This window comes from Agrobacterium pusense (genome assembly GCF_900102105.1).
GTDB classification, from domain to species: domain Bacteria; phylum Pseudomonadota; class Alphaproteobacteria; order Rhizobiales; family Rhizobiaceae; genus Agrobacterium; species Agrobacterium pusense.
The window spans coordinates 392566-411503 of sequence record NZ_FNBB01000001.1 but is presented as its reverse complement, the minus strand read 5'-3'; the positions used below and the strand labels follow the sequence as shown (position 1 = coordinate 411503).

Below are 18938 nucleotides of genomic sequence, written 5' to 3'. Positions count from 1 at the left end.
TCACGCTCCCGTCGTGAGGATGCGTTAACAGGAGACATCATGAAAAACCGTTCTCTCCGCCTGACCTTGGCTCTCACCACCGCGCTCGTTGCAGCAGGCTCGGCAATGGCCCAGGAAAAGGTCGTCCACGTCTATAACTGGTCGGATTATATCGACGAATCGATCCTCGCCGATTTCACCAAGGAAACCGGCATCAAGGTCGTCTATGACGTTTTCGACAGCAATGAACTTGTGGAAACCAAGCTGCTGGCCGGCAGCTCCGGATATGATGTCGTCGTGCCCACCGGCCCCTTTCTCGCCCGCCAGATCAATGCCGGCGTGTTCCAGAAACTTGACAAGTCCAAGTTGCCGAATCTGAAAAACATGTGGCCCGAGGTTTCCGAGCGTCTGGCGAAATACGACCCCGGCAACGAATATGCCGTGAACTACATGTGGGGCACCACCGGCATCGGTTATAACGTCGCCAAGGTGAAGGCTGCGCTGGGCGATGTTCCGGTCGATAGCTGGGATATTCTGTTCAAGCCGGAAAATGCTGAAAAGCTGAAATCCTGCGGCATCAATATTCTCGATGCGTCGGACGAGACCTTCGCCATTGCCATGAATTATCTCGGCAAGAACCCGGACAGCAAAGAAACCGCCGATCTCGAGGCGGGCGGCGATGTCTACATGAAGATCCGCCCCTATGTGAAGACCTTCAACTCCTCCGCCTATATCGATGAACTGGCGAATGGCGACAGCTGTATCACTATCGGCTGGTCGGGCGACATCCTCCAAGCGAAGAGCCGCGCCGAGGAAGCCAAGAATGGCGTCGAGGTGAATTATGTCATCCCGAAGGAAGGCACCTACATGTGGTTCGACAACCTTGCCATCCCGGCGGATGCCAAGAATGTCGAAGAAGCGCACGCCTTCATCAACTATCTGATGCGGCCGGAAGTCATTGCCAAGGCGTCGAACTACGTTCAGTACGCCAATGGCAACCTTGCTTCGCAGGCGCTGATGGATGAGTCTGTTGCCAAGAACCCGGCAGTCTATCCCGATGCCGAGACGATGAAGAAGCTCTTCACGATCTCGCCTTACGGACCGAAGGAACAGCGCGTGCTGAACCGCGTCTGGACGCAGATAAAGACCGGCAGCTGACACCTCCGCCCGCTGGTTGAGGAACGGCCGGCGGGCCTGTTCCTCTGATACTTTGCCGGCAGGTCCGTTACCTGCCGGTATTGCCCGCCCCGAAGCATCGATCGACAGACCAACGGGATTTGAGGGTAGGGTGAATGGCGAAAACTCTAGGGCCGGTCAAACGCAAATTTAGCCCCTGGGACAATCCCGATGCGGTGCCCTTCATCCGCTTTGAAAACGTCACCAAACGTTTTGGCGATTTCGTCGCCGTCAACAATCTGACGCTTGATATTTACGAGCGTGAGTTCTTCTCGCTGCTCGGCCCCTCCGGTTGCGGCAAGACCACGCTGATGCGCATGCTGGCTGGTTTCGAGGAGCCGACCGAGGGCCGCATCCTGCTGCAGGGCAAGGATATTTCCGGCGTTCCGCCCTATAAGCGGCCCACCAACATGATGTTCCAGTCCTATGCGCTTTTCCCGCACATGTCGGTAGAAAAGAACGTCGCTTTCGGTCTGGAGCAGGATGGCCTGCCCAAGGCGGACATCGTCGCCCGCGTCGAGGAAATGCTGCGCCTCGTCAAGCTCACGGAATTCGCCAAACGCAAGCCGAGCCAGCTTTCCGGCGGGCAGCGGCAGCGCGTGGCGCTTGCCCGATCGCTTGCCAAGCGGCCGAAGGTGCTTCTCCTCGATGAGCCGCTCGGCGCGCTCGACAAGAAGCTGCGTGAGGAAACGCAATTCGAACTGATGGATATCCAGACCAATCTCGGTCTCACCTTCCTCATCGTCACCCACGATCAGGAAGAGGCGATGACGGTGTCGGACCGCATCGCCGTCATGGACAAGGGCATTGTCGTGCAGGTGGCGACGCCCGCCGAGATATATGAAGCGCCGAACAGCCGCTACGTGGCCGATTTTATCGGTGACATCAATATTTTCGACGCCAATGTCGTCGCCAATGCTTCCAATATCGGCAGGCCCGGCCTCGTGACACTGGATTGCGACGGGCTGAAGGTGGCGGTTGAGCAGGAATGCGCCGCTGCTGCCGGTAGCCAGGTGGCTTTCGCAATCCGGCCAGAGAAGGTGCGCATCTCGCTCGATCAGCCTGCCGATAGCAGCATCAACTCCGCCTATGGCGAGGTATGGGATATCGGCTATCTGGGCGACTTCTCGGTCTTCATCGTCAAGCTTGCCGATGGCCGCGTCATCCGCGCCGCACAGGCAAATGTCTCGCGTCTCGTGGATCGCCCGATTACCTTCGGCGATATGGTGTGGCTGAACTGGAAGCCGGACTCCGGCCTCGTCCTGACGCGCTGAGGGAGGCTTCGATGGCGATCACCACTCCCGAAAACCGGCAAAGCCCCTGGCGCTGGCTGGTCGTCGCGGTTCCCTATTTCTGGCTGCTGCTGTTTTTTGCGGCCCCCTTTTTCATCATCTTCAAAATCTCGCTGTCGGATACGGCGATCTCCATGCCGCCCTATACCCCTGTCTTCGAAGGCTTCTCGAGGCTCGGTGATTTCTTTTCGCAGCTGGATTTCGAAAATTACCTCTTCCTGACGGAAGACCCGCTCTACATCGACGCCTATCTATCGTCGTTGCGCATCGCCTTCATTTCCACCTTCCTGCTTTTGCTGATCGGTTATCCCATGGCGCTGGCCATGGCCCGCGCGCCGTCTTCCGTGCGGCCGACGCTGGTTATGCTGGTGATCCTGCCTTTCTGGACTTCGTTCCTGATCCGCGTTTACGCCTGGATCGGGATTCTGAAGCCGGAAGGCCTGCTGACGGTGCTGTTCCAGTGGCTCGGATTGCTCGGGCCGGACCAGCAGGTCAACATCTTCCGCACCGAAACCGCGATCTTCATCGGTATCGTTTATTCCTACTTGCCCTTCATGGTACTGCCGCTTTATTCCGCGCTGGAAAAGCTGGACAATACGCTGCTGGAAGCGGCCGCCGATCTGGGTTGCCCGCCTTGGAAAGCCTTCTGGAAGATTACGTTCCCGCTCTCCCTGCCGGGTGTCGTGGCCGGCTCGATGATCTGCTTCATCCCGATAACAGGTGAATTCGTCATCCCCGATCTGCTCGGCGGCGCACAGACGCTGATGATCGGCAAGACGCTCTGGACGGAATTCTTCGGCAACCGCGACTGGCCGCTGGCATCAGCCGTTGCCGTGCTGCTTCTGCTGTTGCTGGTCGTGCCTATCGCCATCTTCCAGAACCAGCAAAAGAAGGTGGGGTGAGGCCATGAAGCGCGGAAAATTTGACATCACCGTCCTCACACTCGGTTTTGCCTTTCTTTACATACCGATCATCATTCTGATCGTTTATTCCTTCAATGCTTCCAAGCTTGTCACCGTCTGGGGCGGCTTCTCGCTGCAATGGTACAGGTCCATGTGGTCGAATGAAGGGTTGATGGATGCCGCCTGGGTGACGCTGCGCGTGGGTATCCTCAGCGCCACCATCGGCACCATCCTCGGGACACTCGCGGCGCTCTCGTTGACGCGCTTTGCGCGTTTTCCGGGCCGGGTGCTGTTTTCCGGCATGATCTATGCCCCGCTCGTCATGCCGGAGGTGATTACCGGCCTGTCGCTGCTGCTGCTCTTCGTGGCCGTCGGCGTGGATCGCGGTTTCTGGACGGTGGTCATTGCGCACACCACCTTTACCATGTGTTATGTGGCGATTGTGGTGCAGTCGCGTCTTTTGACCTTTGATCGAAGTCTCGAGGAAGCCGCGCTTGATCTTGGTTGCCCACCGGTCAAGACCTTCTTCCGTATCACCCTGCCGCTGATCTTTCCCGCCGTTATTGCCGGCTGGATGCTGGCCTTTACCCTGTCGCTCGATGATCTCGTCATTGCCAGCTTCGCCACCGGACCGGGTGCGACGACGCTGCCGATCAAGATCTATTCGCAGGTTCGCCTCGGCGTGACCCCGGAAATCAACGCCATCTGCACCATCCTGATCGGGCTTGTGACCGTCGGCGTCATCGTCGCCTCAATCGCCTCGAAGCGCACGGAGTTGCAGCGGATGCGCGATGAACACGCCGCGGCGCGAAACTGACCGGAGAGAACTCTACGATTTTTTCGCGTTACTGTTGAAACGCCAATAAAATCAGAAACCTGTAATTTAGTTTCGGGGCTTTACGGTTCCAGAATAGGAATTTTCGTCGGTGATTGATCGATTTTGGTTTTAACTGCTTGTTAATGGGAGTTGGCGGAAAGTAAACCCAACGCAGGGTCGTCATATGACTGATGGCCGGGATTGATAATTTCCATCTGGCGAGATTGTCCCCCTTTCTCTCGTTGAAAAGCACACCTTATCCAGGCGGCCGCAAGGCCGCCTTTCTTTTTTTGTCTCATTGGCGGGACGCTCATCGGTTTTCAGGATGATCCATCGACCTGGAAACGAGAAGGACGGGGACAAGCCCGGCGATGATGATGATGATCGCCGGTACGGCGGCATCCTGCACCTTGGAGCGTGAGGCATTCTCGTAAACAAGCGTGGCAAGCGTATTGAAGCCGAAGGGTCTCAGCAGGATGGTTGCCGGCAACTCCTTCATGGATTCGATCAGGACCAAAAGGAAAGCGGTCAACGCCGCGGGCCGCATATTGGGCAACAGCACCCTGAACAGCGTCTGCGCCCGGTTCCGCCCAAGCGTTCGCGAAGCCATGTCGATATGCGGCGAAAGCTTCTGGAAACCGGCATCCAGCGTGCCTTCCGCCATGGTCATGAAACGCACGGTGTGCGCATAGATGATGGCAAACGCGGTGCCGGAGAGCAGCAGGCCGGTGGAAAAGCCGAAATGTGTACGGAAGAACCCGTCCACCCCGTTGTCGAGAGCCGCGAGTGGAATGAGCACGCCGATGGCGAGCACCGTTCCCGGCACCCCATATCCCATGGAGCCGAAGCGGGCGGCAAACTTCGAGGTTCGTGACCGCCCCGTGCGGATGGCGTATGAAAAGACGAAAGCCGCAACCAGCGTTACCAGGGCCGCGGCAAAGGAAACTTCGAGGCTGTGCCCGAGTGCCTTAAGAAGTTTCGGCGCAAGCAGCGCATCGAACCGTTTGGCCGCGTAACCACCCAGCACGATGACGGGAATGAGAAAGCCACTCGTCACGGGCAGGAAGCAGAAAACAGTTGCCGCGCCGCGCCGCCAGCCGGTCAGCGACTTCAGCCGATGGCGCTGCGTCATGTTTGTCGCCTTGGGTGCGCCGAAGCGCTGTTTTTCCCGGGCGTTGCGTTCGATTACGATGAGCGCGCCGACGATGATGAGGATGACGGCGGCGATCTGCGTTGCATTGGCGAGATTGCCGCGGTTGAGCCAGGTCTCGTAAATGGTGAAGGTCAGCGTCTGCACGCCGAGATATTCGACCGCGCCGATATCGTTGAGGGTCTCCATCAAGACCAGAGAAAGCCCGATGGCAATCGCCGGTCGCGCCATCGGCAATTGCACGGAGAAGAACACGTCGAGAGGCTTTGCGCCGAGCGTGCGTGCGGCTTCGGCTGCAAAACGCCCCTGCATGGAAAAGGCGGCACGGGCCGAGAGATAGACATAGGGATAGAGCACCGAGCTCAGGACGATGACCGCACCGCCGAGGGAACGGATATCAGGAAACCAGTAGTCGCGTATGCTGTGATAGCCGAAAGCAGCACGCAATAAGCTCTGCACGGGCCCGGTAAAGTCGAGAAACTCACCGAACGCATAAGCGGCGAGATAAGATGGAATGGCGAGCGGCAGGACGAGCGCCGCCGACAGCAGCCGCCGCAGCGGAAACTCGAACGTGGTGACAAGCCAGGCGCAGACAATGCCGAAGAAAGCGGTCGTCGCTGCCGTTGCTCCGAGCAGCATGAACGTACGAAATCCGGCTCGCGGCAGGACGTTGACGAGAAGATGTCGCCACCCCTCCGTGCTGCCGGTCAGCGCCAGCCAGAAGATCGCCAGAACGGGCATGGCGGCGATAGCCGAAACAATGATGGCCGCAATCGGCAATAGAGAAACGCGTTTTGTCGCGGGAAGGGGAACCGTCATGGGCATGCGAGCCTGCTGTCCTGCATAGGCCTTGACCGGCTGGTTCTCCAGCCGGCGGCTTTCGCATTGCTACGCCCGCATGACCTCAGTTGGCAAGGACCCGCTGTGACGGAAAGGTGATTTCCACCAGCGTGCCTTCGTTGGGTGTCGAGGTGATGGAGAAATTCGCCCGGTTGGCGTCCACCATGGCCTTGGTCAACGGCAGGCCGAGCCCGGTGCCGTCACCGCGTACACGTTTGCCGGAAGAAGCCACCTGCCGGAACGGCTTCATCGCCTGTTCCAGTTCCGCCCGCGTCATGCCGATACCGGTGTCGCGGATGCGAAGCGACACGCTGCCATTGGCCTCATAGGCGGTGGATACAACGATCTGCCCGCCTGACGGGGTGAAGCGAATGGCGTTCGACAGGATGTTGAGCACGATCTGCTTGATCGATCGCAGGTCGGCGACGATCTGCGGCACGGATTGCGCAAGCGCCGTGCGGATGATGACGCGCTGATTGTTTGCCTGCGGCTGCACCAGCGAGACCGCTTCGGCCACCGTTTCGTTGAGCGGGACGGCGATGAAGTCGACATCCATCTGCCCCGCCTCGATCTTGGATATATCGAGGAGATCATTGACGATATCGAGCACATGCCGGCCGGAACGGCCGATATCATTGGCGTATTCCACATAACGCGGATGGCCGATCGGCCCGAAACGTTCTGTCGCCATCATGTCCGCAAAGCCGATGATGGCGTTGAGCGGCGTGCGGATTTCGTGGCTGACGCGCGCTAGGAAGTCGGTCTTGTGGGCATTGGCGGTTTCCGCCGCGCGCTTGGCGTTGCGCAGTTCTTCTTCGGTGCGCTTCCACTGGGTGATGTCGCGGATTACAGCGCAATAGCCATGTGAGGATTTGAGCCGCCCGATGGTCATGAACAGCGGCAGGAAACCGCCGGATGCTTCGCGGCCGATCACTTCGCGGCCATCGTTCAGCACGCTCGCAACACCGTTATTGGCGAGGCCGGAGAGATAGTCCAGCACGGCGCGCTGGCTCTCATGGGCAAAGAGCGTGACGAAAGGCTTGCCGGCAATTTCGCCATTGTCATAGTTGAACAGCGCGCTGGCCGAGCGGTTGAGGGAGCGGATTTCGCCTTCGTCGCCCAAAAGCACCACGCCGTCAGTGGCCGTTTCAAGAATGGAGTGCAGTTCCTCGACTTCGCCCTGAAGCAGGGAAATGCTGCCGGCCTGCGCGCTCTGCGCCGCGGTGTTTTCATTGGCGGCGGCAACCGGCGCTGCTTTTTCTTCCAGCGGAACGAGAGAAAGCATCAGCGCCTTCGTCTCTTCCCAGCGGATGGATTGCAGCCGCGCTCTGACAGGAACGATATCGTTTTCGGCGCTGACAACCACCATGCCGCCTTCATTGTCAGGCATGTCTTCGAGCTCCTGCCTTTGCAGCAGGGCTTCCAGCCCACCCACTTCTTCGAGTTCGGCCAGAGAGTCATAGCCCGTCAGCCGCAGGAAATCCGGATTGGCGTGGATCAGCCTGTCGCCGGCATGCACGAGAAGGGCAACGGGCATCTGGTCCAGCGTCTCGGCCGTCAGCGCGTCGGCGGGGCGAGGTACAGGACTGACCATTGCTGCCGCGACTTCGGCAACCGGCCGCTCTTCGGCGATGGCCTGCTGCTGCATTTCGTCCGAACCGCTTTCCGCTACGGGTTCGCTGACGGCCGCAGGCTGTTCACCCCGAACATAGTCGGCAAAAAGATCGTCGTCCTGCGCTGGCGCCGTGGCCTTGAGGTCAGTATCGGAAGGTGCGCTGTCAGGCGCATGCGCATCTATGTCCTGTTTAATATCATGCGTGTCCGAATCGATGGAAACGGTTTCCGCATCCGTTTCCCGGCCGTCTTCGAAAGCAGTATCCGCTGGCGCCAGGGCACGGCCGATCTCGCGGAAGGCGGCCTGCTCACCGGCGGTCAGGCCTTCGCGGGAGCGCGAACGGCGCTCTTCCAGACGAACGATCTTGTCGGAGGAAGACGGTTCCGGTGCAGTTGCCGGGGCTTCGAATTCGGGCGGGGTATAATCATGATGCTGTTCGTCGGTCGAAACGTCGTCCGCTGCATCGTCTGCCGCTCCGACCTCCGCGGCCGGGATTTCATCGTCAGTAGCCGATCCGGAAGTGTCCTCCGCATCGTCATCCTCATCGATGAAGGCCAGCAATTCATGGCTCGTGCTGTCGACGGTTGGCTCCGGAGAAACCTCCGCCGGATCAGACTCTTCGCCCTTCAAGAAGGTAAGGCCGATGGCGTGCGGGTCCTCTGTGGCGTCGGCCAGACGCACGATCCCGAAACCGCGAAAACCGTCAAATTCCCGCGAGCGGGTATAGGTAGGCAGGGCGGCGAGATCGATCGGCACCATCAGCGATGTGCCTTCCACGGGCCAATGGATTGTCTTGCCCGACCACGTGTCGCGGCGGCCTAGAAGCTCTCGGATCTTTCCGTCGGGATCGAGATTGAACAGGGCGGCGACGTCGGCAAAGCCCATGCCTTCCACCGCAGCCGCCCTGGCACCCACGGCCTCGGCAAATTCATGAGAGATGGAGCTGAACCGTCCTTCAGCGTCGATTTTCCAGACGAAACGGGATGCACGGGCGCCGGCGTTGAAGGCAAAAGGCTGGGCCTGTTCGACTGCTTCGGTCTCGATTGCAGCATCCTCGTCCGCCGGTGGCGCAACCGGGGATGCCGCGTTTTCGGTTATCTCGTCCTTTGCGACGAAACTCTCCGCATGGAGAGCCTCTTCGGCGGGTTCGTCGTCCGTCTTCTTGGTGAAGGGTGCCTCCGCCTCATCCTCATCCAGTTCAAAAAGATCGGCAATGTCGTCAGTCATCGCCACGTCCGCAGCCGCATCGGCGTCCTGCGTGAAAAGCGCTGCGGGGGCCTCCGGCTTCTCTTCCGCAAAGGGCATAAGCCTGTCTTCATCCTGTCCGGATACCGCTTCTTCCTCCGCGTCGGATGGCTGCTCCTGCGGGTCTTCCACCTCTTCGATGTCTGCGACAGCATCGAGAACGGCGTCGAAAGAGGCGGCCGTTGCGACAACAGGCGCCGTCTCTGCAACCGGCGACGCAGGCTCGACGACCGGGACGTCCTGCGGCTTGTCCTCGGCAAAACCATCGGGGTCGAGTGTGCCCAGTGCGGTTTCGACCACGAAGATCAGGTTGAGTTCGGGCGTGGTGGTGATTTGGCCAGCGGCTGCGGGCAGATAACCCTTTCCGGTAGGTACCGGGCGTTTGACAAGATGCCCCGATTGGCGCGCCGCCATTCCAACCAGTGTTCTGGCCGTATGCGGGGTGATGCCGAGTGTAGAGAAGCCGGGCGAGGCGGCAACGATCCGGTTGTCGCCATCGGTGACTGCCATATGAATATCGGGGTCGTCGAAGCCTTCGATCATGCGCCGGGCGCATTCCACCATGTCGGGCTCGGCCTGATCGGCGCGGGCAGAAAAGAGTATCGCGGTTTGGCCGGGCTCGGCCTCAATGATCTCCGCGCGCGCAGTCGCGGCAATGCTGCGGAAACCGGAGGTGATGCGGATCGTGAAGGGCAGGCTGTCGCCGGTCTTTGAAAGCCGCGCCGCCGTGGCCGCCAGTTGGCGGAATGTCACATCCTGCCGCTTCGGTCCCTGTTCCAGAAAGTCATAAACCATCGGCGTGCCAAACAGGGCAGCGCCGCGTCCATTGGCCCATAGAACATGTCCAAGATCGAGCGAGAACAAAGCCATCGCTTCACCGCGCCCGAAACCTTCACGCACCCGTTCATGCACTGCGATATCGATAAAGGGATACTGGACGGCGGGCATGTCGAAACCTATTCTGGCACTACCGGACCTTGCGGGCTCCCGGCTTCCTCATGAAACCGAAACGTAAACCCGCCGAGGCATCACGTTAACAGAATTTTAAATAACTTCACAGGGTCGCCGGGTCCACCGCCCGGCTTATGAATCACCAAATAGAGTTAACATCAACAGCCTTAATGCCGGCTTTCCGGTGTCAGCCCGCGCTGGAAAAGCGCTTGCCTTTCGCTGCCTTTTTTCGCAAAATTCGGATAGGGACTTGCAAATGGGAAAAACACCTTTTATGTGACCCCCCGTGGCGCCGCTTTGGCGTTTGATGTGCGGTTGTAGCTCAGTTGGTTAGAGCGCAGGTTTGTGGCACCTGAGGTCGGTGGTTCGACCCCACTCAACCGTACCATTCCCCTCTCCCAGTAAGTTTATATGTCACAAGGACTTACCGGGAGAGGGGAAAGTCTCTTCCGCCGCTGGTCAGATATCCCGTTTTCCCGGAAAATAATCTTTGCGATCACACGGCGCGCGGTCGTGTCAGGGGCCCTGCGGTTTCAGTCCGGCAAAAACCATTTGGCTAAAATCTCTTGCGCTGGTATTGTCTGCCCAACGAAACCTTATGAAAGCCTGCAGCATAGCGTCTACGCTTGTGCGCGGCGAAATGGACAAGACAGTGATCGACCCCGGAAACGGCCCAAAGCCGTCGGAACAAGGGGCGTCGGTGGCAAACAAAGGGAAAGCGAAGCGTTCCCGTCGTGGCAAGAAACACAAGCGTGACGGTAAGCCCCGTGACGCCTCTGTGTTGTTGCATGATGTTGCCGCGGATGTTCCGGCCGGTTCCTCCTATGTATCGGCGCTCGAGCCGGATGCCGAGCCACGCAAGAGAAAACGTCGCAGGCGTTCTCGAGGCAAGGGTGCGTCTCAGCCTGCATCTGCGGCTTCCCCTGCACAGGTCCAGGCTTCAGCTGCAATTGACCCGGCCAATCCATCCTCCGTACCACCCGGTGGCGGGCGTAAGTCGCGTAACCGCAAACGCGGGCATCGCGATCCGCGTGGACGTGATCCGCAGGGCCGCCCGCTTGTCCCCAGCCATGCACCGAAACACGTCGGCAAGCAGAACGGTCGCGCCGGCGGCTCCGCGCAGGACCAGCACCGGCAGCAATCGGAAACATCAGCCCGTCACCCAGGGCGGCAGCACGAGCATGGCCCGGACGCGCCGGCGGATATGTATGCCGCGCTTGATCTCGGCACCAACAATTGCCGCCTGCTGATTGCGCAGCCGACGCGGCCCGGCCAGTTCCGGGTGGTCGATGCGTTTTCGCGCATCGTGCGGCTGGGTGAAGGGCTGGTATCGAGCGGCCGGCTTTCCGATGATGCGATGGACCGCGCGGTTGAAGCACTCAAGGTCTGCGCCGCAAAACTCTCCGGCCGCCCGATCCGGCGCATGCGGCTCATCGCCACCGAGGCTTGCCGCGCTGCTTCGAATGGCGAGGAATTTCTAGCGCGTGTTACGCGGGAAACGGGGCTTAAACTCGAAATCATCAGCCGCGAGACGGAAGCCCGCCTTGCGGTTTCGGGCTGCGCCTCCCTCGTCGGCCGTGAAGCGCGTTCCGTCGTGCTGTTCGATATCGGCGGCGGATCGTCGGAGATCGCCGTCATCAAGGTCGGGGAGAACCGCTCGAACCGGCTTGCCAACCACATCACCCACTGGACCTCGCTGCCCGTCGGCGTTGTTACTCTTTCCGAGCGCCATGGCGGCCGTGATGTGACGCCTGACGTTTTTGCTGCGATGGTGCGGGAAGTCGAAGGCCTGCTCGACGCCTTCCATTGCCCGCCGCTCGCGCCGCAAACGCATCACGAGGATTTTCACCTCATCGGCACATCAGGCACGGTGACGACACTTGCGGGCGTTCATCTCGATCTGCCGCGATATGATCGCCGCAAGGTGGATGGTCTCTGGCTTTCCGATGCCGAGGTGACGGCGATGCAGGACAAGTTGCTGGCATGGGATTTCGCCGGTCGCGCCGCCAATGCCTGCATCGGGCCTGACCGGGCCGATCTGGTTCTCGCCGGCTGCGCGATTCTCGAGGCCATTCGCCGCCGCTGGCCGGCGCGCCGAATGCGCGTGGCGGATCGCGGTCTGCGCGAAGGCCTGCTGACGGATATGATGGCGGATGACGGCGCATGGCGGCGCAACCGCATAAGGCGCATGCAGATGGTACGGCAGGACAGGACGGAAGGTTTGACATGAGCAAGGCGCCAACAAGCACCAATCGCACCGGCCGCAAGATCGGCCAGAAGGTCAAGAAGACCAAGCTCAAGGCCTCGTCGCGCCGCTGGCTCGAACGTCATATCAATGACCCCTATGTGCAGCGCGCCAAGCTGGAAGGCTATCGTGCCCGCGCCGCCTTCAAGCTGTTGGAAATCAACGACAAGCACCAGATCTTGAAGGGGGCCACCCGCATCATCGACCTTGGCGCCGCCCCCGGAAGCTGGTCGCAGATCGCCGCCAAGGTGACGGATTCGACCGAGGACGATATCCGCGTTGCAGCGATCGATTTCCTCGAGATCGATCCCATTCCCGGCGTGAAAATTCTGCAGCTCGACTTCCTCGACCCGAGCGCGCCGGAAAAGCTGATGGAGGCCGTTGGTGGCACGCCCGATCTTGTTTTGTCGGACATGGCAGCACCCACCACCGGGCACCAGAAAACCGACCACATCCGCACCATGCATCTGTGCGAAGTCGCGGCCGATTTTGCCGTTCAGGTGCTTGCGGAAGGTGGCCATTTCCTTGCCAAGACCTTCCAGGGCGGTACGGAAAAGCAGCTGCTGGATATGCTGAAGAAGAACTTCAAGCAGGTTCTCCACATCAAGCCGGCGTCGTCACGCTCGGAATCGGTGGAAATGTTCCTGCTTGCCAAACACTTCAAGGGCCGCAAGACCGAGGCGGCGGGTGCATCTGAAGCCGACGAGGCCTCGAAAGACTGATTACTCCGCCGGTTGCGAGACCTTGCCGCGGTGGCCGGAAACGGCCGCACCCGCCTGTGCGTCCATGCGGATGATTGGCACGATGGCGAAGAGCGATACCAGCGCGACGATGGTGAAGGCGATGTGGAAATCGGCGAGCTGCAGATGCGTGCCCGACATCATGCTGCTGACTTCCAGAATGGAAGCGGCGAATGCAACGCCGAGCGCCAGGCTGATTTGTTGCAGCACGGAGGCCATGGACGTTGCTTGGCTCGCCTGACTGTCCTCGATATCGGAATAGCTGAGCGCGTTCGATCCGGTAAAGAAGAAGGACCGGGCAAATCCGGCCGTCACAAGAAAGATCATGATCAACGGGTATGGCGTTTCCGGCGTGAAAAAACTGTTGGCGAGCGTCGTGAACGCGCCGACGATGCCCGCGCCGATCAGCGTCGAGCGAAATCCGGTCGCCGCAAACACCCGCTTGGCCATGAACTTGGTGGTGATCGCCCCGATGGCGCCGGCGAAAGTTATCATGCCCGACTGGAACGGGTTCAATCCGAAGCCGATCTGCAGCATCAGCGGCATCAGGAAGGGAATGGCGCCCGTGGAGATGCGGAAGATGGTGCCGCCGACGGAGGCGGCCCGGAAGGTCGTGTTCTGGAAAATTCGAAAGTCCAGAATGGGGGCGGGGTGGCGCGTAGCGTGGCGCATATAAAGGAAACCGCAGATGAAGCCGATGATGGTCGACGCGATGCCGATGGCTGGCGGGAGCGCAGGCAGGCTGACGACGGAGAGGCCGAACACCACGCCGGAGGCGGCGATGCCGGACAGCACGAAACCCTTTCCGTCCATTGGCGGCGGGTTGGTGGTTTCGATTTCCGGCAGGAAGATCGTCGAAAGCCAGATGCCGATGATGCCGATCGGCACATTGATCAGGAAGATCCAGTGCCATGAAAAATAGGTGGTGATGAAACCGCCGATGGGCGGACCGGTCAGCGGCCCCACGAGCCCCGGTATTGTCAGCAGCGCCATGGCGGAGACGAGTTCGCTGCGCTTCGTCGTGCGCAATAGCACAAGGCGGCCCACGGGTGTCATCATCGCTCCGCCCATACCCTGCAGGAAACGCGAGAGTACGAATTCGAACACCGAAGACGAGACCGCGCAGCAGATCGACCCCACGACGAAGACGCCAATGGCGAAACGGAAGATTTTCTTCGCGCCGTATTTGTCGGCCATCCAGCCGCTGATCGGAATGAAAATCGCCAGAGCCACCATGTAGGCCGTTAAAGCCAGCTTAAGCGTAATCGGGCCGACGTGGAGATCTGCGGCAATTGCCGGAAGCGAGGTGGCGATGACGGTGGAGTCCATCTGCTCCATAAAGAGAGCGACTGCCAGGATGAGGGGAATGATGCGGTTCATGAGGCTGCCTGCGGCTTTCCGCTGCGACAAGGGATATCGCCGTCCGTCCTACGCCTGATAGGCGGGCTTGCCAACACGTTAATTACCAATTTCTGATGTTCCGATCAAACCTGCGTGAGGCCGGTTTCCTTGCAACTTTCTCGCTCTATTGTCCGTTGGGTGAGTTCAGTTGGCAATCACGGCCAGTTGGCGATATCGGAGACAAGATGATGACCCAATCCTTGAACATGAGCAGACGCGGCCTCATCGGTGCGGCAGGCGCAAGCGTTCTCGGCGCGCCGTTTTTGATAGCGCGCAGCGCAAATGCCCAGACCAACCAGCCGCAGACCTCGATGGAGATAGAGCACGCCATGCCGCCCGAAACCAACCGCTTCAAGCTCGGTAATTTCGAAGTGCTGGTGGTGAAGGATGGCGCGCGCGCGGCCCCCAATCCCGGCGAGACCTTCGGCACAGACCAGTCGGCCGAGACGGTCGGTAAATTGCTGGAAGACAATTTTCTGCCGACGGACCAGTTCGTCAATTCCTTCTCCCCCGTCCTCGTCAATACAGGGTCCGACCTCGTGCTGTTCGACACCGGTTTCGGTGAGGCCGGGCGCGGTGCGGGCAATGGTCGCCTGATCGAGGGCATGGCAGCCGCCGGTTACGCACCTGAAGATGTGACAGTGGTGGTGCTGACCCACATGCATGGCGACCATATCGGCGGCCTGATGGAGAAGGGCGCGCCGGCCTTTTCCAAGGCACGTTATGTTTTCGGCCAGACGGAATATGATTTCTGGACGGATGAAAAGCGCGTCGGCACGCCGGCAGAGGGCGGTCACAAGGGTGTTCTCGCCAACGTGAAGCCGCTGGCCGAAAAGGCGACCTTCATCGGCGACGGTCAAGATGTGGTGTCTGGCATCACAGGCATCGCAGCCTTCGGCCATTCGCCGGGCCACATGATTTTCCGTGTCGAATCGGAAGGCAAGCAGCTGATCCTGACGGCGGATACGGCCAATCATTTCGTCCTGTCGCTGCAGAGACCTGACTGGGAGGTTAAGTTCGACATGGACAAAACGGCAGCCGCTGCGACCCGCAAGAAGGTCTTCGACATGATTGCCACCGACCGGCTGCCCTTCCTGGGCTACCATATGCCTTTCCCGTCTGTCGGTTACGCAGAAAAGCTGGATACGGGTTATCGTTTCGTGCCGAAATCTTACCAGTTCGATATCTGATATCTGCTGCAATGCAGCAACAGGAAAAGCCCGGAAGCCGATTCCGGGTTTTTTCTATTCCCTTCCTGTCATGAACGTGTTACCAGCCCTCGCCAACTTCCAAGCAATCCTTGCACGGCGCCGGGGTGAACTTTTCGTTCCGGAGCGGCCACGCATTTTCAGTATGAAGGAATTTGGTCATGGCACGCATCATTCAAACACCCACTGGTTTGGACGCTCTCACATTTGACGATGTGTTGCTGCAGCCCGGACATTCCGAAGTCATGCCGGGACAGACGAATATCGCCACCCGCATCGCCCGCGATATCGATCTCAACCTGCCTATCCTCTCCTCCGCCATGGATACGGTCACCGAAGGTCGCCTCGCGATCGCCATGGCCCAGGCCGGTGGCATCGGTGTCATCCACCGCAACCTGACCCCCATCGAACAGGCCGAAGAAGTCCGGCAGGTGAAGAAGTTCGAAAGCGGCATGGTCGTCAACCCGGTCACCATCGGCCCGGATGCGACGCTTGCCGAAGCCCAGGCGTTGATGAAGGCGCATGGCATTTCCGGCATCCCGGTGGTTGAAAACGGCGGCGCCGGCGGCCACAAGAACGGCCGCCTCGTTGGCATCCTGACCAATCGCGACGTTCGTTTTGCCTCCGATCCGCAGCAGAAAATCTACGAACTGATGACCCGCGAAAATCTGGTCACGGTCAAGGAAAGCAGCGTCGATCAGCAGGAAGCACGCCGCCTCTTGCACAAGCACCGCATTGAAAAGCTGCTGGTGGTGGACGCCAAGGGCAATTGCGTCGGCCTCATCACCGTCAAGGATATCGAGAAGTCGCAGCTGAACCCCAATGCCACCAAGGATGCGCAGGGCCGCCTTCGCGCCGCTGCCGCCATCAGCGTTGGTGCTGACGCCATCGAGCGCGCCGAGCGCCTCATAGATGCCGGCGTCGACCTTCTGGTTGTCGATACCGCACACGGCCATTCGCAGCGCGTGCTGGATGCCGTCTCTCAGGTCAAGAAGATGTCGAACTCGGTTCGCATCATCGCCGGTAATGTCGCCACTGCCGACGGCACCAAGGCTCTGATCGATGCCGGCGCGGACGCCGTCAAGGTCGGTATCGGCCCCGGCTCCATCTGCACCACCCGCATCGTCGCCGGCGTCGGCGTGCCGCAGCTTGCGGCGATCATGTCGTCGGTTGAAGTCGCCAACGCGGCTGATATACCCGTCATCGCCGATGGCGGCATCAAGTTTTCGGGCGATCTGGCCAAGGCGATCGCCGCCGGCGCCTCGGCTGTCATGATCGGCTCGCTGCTTGCCGGCACGGATGAAAGCCCGGGCGAAGTATTCCTGTATCAGGGCCGGTCCTTCAAGGCCTATCGCGGCATGGGCTCCGTTGGCGCCATGGCGCGTGGTTCTGCCGACCGTTATTTCCAGGCTGAAGTGCGCGACACACTGAAGCTCGTGCCTGAAGGCATTGAAGGCCAGGTTCCCTATAAGGGCCCGGTCTCCGGCGTTCTGCACCAGCTGGCCGGCGGCCTGAAGGCTGCCATGGGTTATGTTGGCGGCAGCAACATCAAGGAATTCCAGGAACGCGCCACTTTCGTGCGCATTTCCAGCGCTGGCCTGCGCGAAAGCCACGCCCATGACGTGACAATCACCCGCGAAAGCCCGAACTACCCCGGCGCGGTTTGATCTTTCGAGCCGAATCCGTAAAAAGATAGGCTAGTTATTTGGCGCTCCCCGATTCATGCCGGATCGGGGAGCGTTTTCATGATTGGAGAAAAGCATGTCACCCACGACCGCAATGTTCTGGCCGATGATCGCCCATGTCGTTCTGGTCTTCTGGCTTTACGCGCTTCTGATCGTTCGGCGCAACAAATATGCATTCAAGGATCGCGAATCGGCGATCCGCCTCCGGGATCACGGCGAGGAGGCACGCGAAAGCCGTCTGGTGAACCGCAACATCGCCAACCAGTTCGAAGTGCCGGTCCTGTTCCACATTGCCTGCCTGCTGCTCTACATCACGGATGCGGACAATATCGTGACCGTTGTCCTGGCATGGCTTTTTGTGCTTTCGCGTTATGCGCATTCCTATGTCCACGTCACCAGCAACCGCCTGCGTCAGCGCGGCGCATTGTTTGGTATTGGTTTTGCGCTGGTCGTCTGCCTGTGGGGATGGCTCGCCATATGGTTGGCGCTGGAGTAAATCAGCACCGTGAGGTTGCTTCATAAGTGAGACAATCCCGGCCTGCAAAATGGTGCGATTTGCGATGGGTCAATTCCATGACGCCCCATCCCCGTTAATCTCTGCCTCGCCGTCGAGGATTTCAGGCGAGCAGAGATTAGGGAGTATGTCATGGCTAAGACAATGAAAGCGGCAGTCGTCCGCGCATTTGGAAAACCGCTGACCATCGAGGAAGTGGCGATACCGGATCCCGGCCCCGGTGAAATTCTCATCAACTACAAGGCGACGGGCATTTGCCACACCGACCTGCACGCCGCGACCGGCGACTGGCCGGTCAAACCCAACCCGCCTTTCATCCCCGGCCACGAAGGTGTCGGTTATGTCGCAAAGATCGGCGCTGGCGTCACGGGCATCAAGGAAGGTGATCGCGCCGGCACGCCCTGGCTTTATACGGCCTGCGGATGCTGCATCCCCTGCCGTACGGGCTGGGAAACGCTATGCCCGAGCCAGAAGAATTCCGGTTATTCCGTCAACGGCAGCTTCGCCGAATATGGTCTTGCCGATCCGAAATTCGTCGGCCGCCTGCCGGATAATCTCGATTTCGGCCCGGCCGCACCTGTCCTTTGCGCCGGCGTCACCGTCTACAAGGGTCTGAAGGAAACCGAAGTCAGGCCCGGTGAATGGGTGGTCATCTCGGGCATTGGCGGGCTTGGCCATATGGCCGTGCAATATGCCAAGGCCATGGGCATGCATGTTGCTGCCGCCGATATCTTCGATGACAAGCTGGCGCTTGCCAAAAAACTCGGCGCCGATGTCGTCGTCAACGGCCGTGCGCCTGACGCGGTGGAGCAGGTGCAGAAGGCGACCGGCGGTGTCCATGGTGCGCTGGTGACCGCGGTATCGCCGAAGGCCATGGAGCAGGCCTATGGCTTCCTGCGCTCCAAGGGCACCATGGCGCTTGTCGGCCTGCCGCCGGGCTTCATCTCCATTCCGGTATTCGACACGGTGCTGAAGCGCATCACGGTGCGCGGCTCCATCGTCGGCACACGACAGGATCTGGAGGAGGCGCTGACCTTCGCCGGCGAAGGCAAGGTGGCGGCTCACTTCTCGTGGGACAAGCTCGAAAACATCAACGATATCTTCCACCGCATGGAAGAGGGCAAGATCGACGGCCGTATCGTCGTGGACCTCGCCGCCTGATGTGAAAATCCGGAAGC

13 protein-coding genes and 1 tRNA gene are annotated in these 18938 nt (G+C 59.9%); 11 read left to right on the top strand and 3 right to left on the bottom strand.

Features of this window, described 5'->3' with window-relative positions:
- Positions 1-39: 39 nt before the first annotated feature.
- The 4 genes from BLU28_RS02080 (at position 40) to BLU28_RS02065 (ending at position 4166) form a co-directional block, all read left to right on the top strand.
- Positions 40-1137 (top strand): polyamine ABC transporter substrate-binding protein, encoded by a 1098-nt coding sequence (locus BLU28_RS02080; protein WP_037090882.1) that lies wholly within the window; start codon positions 40-42, stop codon positions 1135-1137.
- A 134-nt stretch (positions 1138-1271) separates the two neighbouring features.
- The gene (locus tag BLU28_RS02075; RefSeq protein ID WP_060942497.1) at positions 1272-2429 is read left to right on the top strand and encodes an ABC transporter ATP-binding protein; all 1158 of its coding nucleotides are present in this window, start codon (positions 1272-1274) and stop codon (positions 2427-2429) included.
- An 11-nt stretch (positions 2430-2440) separates the two neighbouring features.
- The gene (locus BLU28_RS02070; RefSeq protein WP_004440081.1) at positions 2441-3349 is read left to right on the top strand and encodes an ABC transporter permease subunit; all 909 of its coding nucleotides are present in this window, start codon (positions 2441-2443) and stop codon (positions 3347-3349) included.
- Positions 3350-3353: 4 nt separating this feature from the next.
- Positions 3354-4166, top strand: coding sequence for an ABC transporter permease (locus BLU28_RS02065; protein WP_004440083.1), 813 nt, complete (start codon positions 3354-3356; stop codon positions 4164-4166).
- A gap of 310 nt (positions 4167-4476) precedes the next feature.
- On the opposite strand, the gene BLU28_RS02060 is transcribed toward BLU28_RS02065, so the two are convergent.
- Positions 4477-6141, bottom strand: coding sequence for an ABC transporter permease (locus BLU28_RS02060; RefSeq protein WP_035209031.1), 1665 nt, complete (start codon positions 6139-6141; stop codon positions 4477-4479).
- Positions 6142-6220: 79 nt separating this feature from the next.
- On the bottom strand, positions 6221-9964 hold the full coding sequence (locus tag BLU28_RS02055; protein ID WP_077986650.1) for an ATP-binding protein: 3744 nt from the start codon (positions 9962-9964) through the stop codon (positions 6221-6223).
- Between the two features lie 314 nt (positions 9965-10278).
- On the opposite strand from BLU28_RS02055, the gene BLU28_RS02050 reads away from it, so the two are divergent.
- From BLU28_RS02050 to BLU28_RS02040, 3 genes are all read left to right on the top strand, one after another.
- Positions 10279-10355: transfer RNA gene (locus tag BLU28_RS02050), tRNA-His, on the top strand.
- Between the two features lie 210 nt (positions 10356-10565).
- The gene (locus tag BLU28_RS02045) at positions 10566-12197 is read left to right on the top strand and encodes a Ppx/GppA phosphatase family protein (RefSeq protein WP_035208954.1); all 1632 of its coding nucleotides are present in this window, start codon (positions 10566-10568) and stop codon (positions 12195-12197) included.
- Positions 12194-12934: an RlmE family RNA methyltransferase gene (locus BLU28_RS02040; RefSeq protein WP_004440090.1), complete on the top strand. Its 741-nt coding sequence runs from the start codon at positions 12194-12196 to the stop codon at positions 12932-12934. The genes BLU28_RS02045 and BLU28_RS02040 overlap by 4 nt, the downstream gene beginning before the upstream one ends.
- Here the strand turns inward: BLU28_RS02040 and BLU28_RS02035 are convergent, their stop codons facing one another.
- Positions 12935-14332: an MDR family MFS transporter gene (locus BLU28_RS02035; RefSeq protein ID WP_077986652.1), complete on the bottom strand. Its 1398-nt coding sequence runs from the start codon at positions 14330-14332 to the stop codon at positions 12935-12937.
- 209 nt (positions 14333-14541) lie between these two features.
- On the opposite strand from BLU28_RS02035, the gene BLU28_RS02030 reads away from it, so the two are divergent.
- The 4 genes from BLU28_RS02030 to adhP all read left to right on the top strand — a co-directional run bounded on the left by BLU28_RS02030 (position 14542) and on the right by adhP (position 18921).
- Positions 14542-15543 carry an MBL fold metallo-hydrolase gene (locus BLU28_RS02030; protein ID WP_168247094.1) on the top strand — a complete coding sequence of 334 codons (1002 nt, stop codon included), beginning with the start codon at positions 14542-14544 and terminating at the stop codon, positions 15541-15543.
- Positions 15544-15722: 179 nt separating this feature from the next.
- On the top strand, positions 15723-17228 hold the full coding sequence (gene guaB, locus BLU28_RS02020; protein WP_004440097.1) for an IMP dehydrogenase: 1506 nt from the start codon (positions 15723-15725) through the stop codon (positions 17226-17228).
- 112 nt (positions 17229-17340) lie between these two features.
- Entirely contained in the window at positions 17341-17742 is a 402-nt protein-coding gene (locus BLU28_RS02015) for an MAPEG family protein (RefSeq protein WP_034496309.1), read from the top strand.
- A 150-nt stretch (positions 17743-17892) separates the two neighbouring features.
- Positions 17893-18921, top strand: a complete 1029-nt coding sequence (adhP, locus tag BLU28_RS02010) for an alcohol dehydrogenase AdhP (protein WP_077986654.1) — start codon at positions 17893-17895, stop codon at positions 18919-18921.
- Positions 18922-18938: the final 17 nt, after the last annotated feature.

What these genes read in the sequence shown, in the direction of transcription:
- BLU28_RS02080 (WP_037090882.1), top strand. Translation starts at nt 40, where the DNA reads ATGAAAAACCGTTCTCTCCGCCTGACCTTGGCTCTCACCACCGCGCTC.
- BLU28_RS02075 (WP_060942497.1), top strand. Translation starts at nt 1,272, where the DNA reads ATGGCGAAAACTCTAGGGCCGGTCAAACGCAAATTTAGCCCCTGGGAC.
- BLU28_RS02070 (WP_004440081.1), top strand. Translation starts at nt 2,441, where the DNA reads ATGGCGATCACCACTCCCGAAAACCGGCAAAGCCCCTGGCGCTGGCTG.
- BLU28_RS02065 (WP_004440083.1), top strand. Translation starts at nt 3,354, where the DNA reads ATGAAGCGCGGAAAATTTGACATCACCGTCCTCACACTCGGTTTTGCC.
- BLU28_RS02060 (WP_035209031.1), bottom strand. Translation starts at nt 6,141, where the DNA reads ATGCCCATGACGGTTCCCCTTCCCGCGACAAAACGCGTTTCTCTATTG.
- BLU28_RS02055 (WP_077986650.1), bottom strand. Translation starts at nt 9,964, where the DNA reads ATGCCCGCCGTCCAGTATCCCTTTATCGATATCGCAGTGCATGAACGG.
- BLU28_RS02045 (WP_035208954.1), top strand. Translation starts at nt 10,566, where the DNA reads ATGAAAGCCTGCAGCATAGCGTCTACGCTTGTGCGCGGCGAAATGGAC.
- BLU28_RS02040 (WP_004440090.1), top strand. Translation starts at nt 12,194, where the DNA reads ATGAGCAAGGCGCCAACAAGCACCAATCGCACCGGCCGCAAGATCGGC.
- BLU28_RS02035 (WP_077986652.1), bottom strand. Translation starts at nt 14,332, where the DNA reads ATGAACCGCATCATTCCCCTCATCCTGGCAGTCGCTCTCTTTATGGAG.
- BLU28_RS02030 (WP_168247094.1), top strand. Translation starts at nt 14,542, where the DNA reads ATGACCCAATCCTTGAACATGAGCAGACGCGGCCTCATCGGTGCGGCA.
- guaB (WP_004440097.1), top strand. Translation starts at nt 15,723, where the DNA reads ATGGCACGCATCATTCAAACACCCACTGGTTTGGACGCTCTCACATTT.
- BLU28_RS02015 (WP_034496309.1), top strand. Translation starts at nt 17,341, where the DNA reads ATGTTCTGGCCGATGATCGCCCATGTCGTTCTGGTCTTCTGGCTTTAC.
- adhP (WP_077986654.1), top strand. Translation starts at nt 17,893, where the DNA reads ATGGCTAAGACAATGAAAGCGGCAGTCGTCCGCGCATTTGGAAAACCG.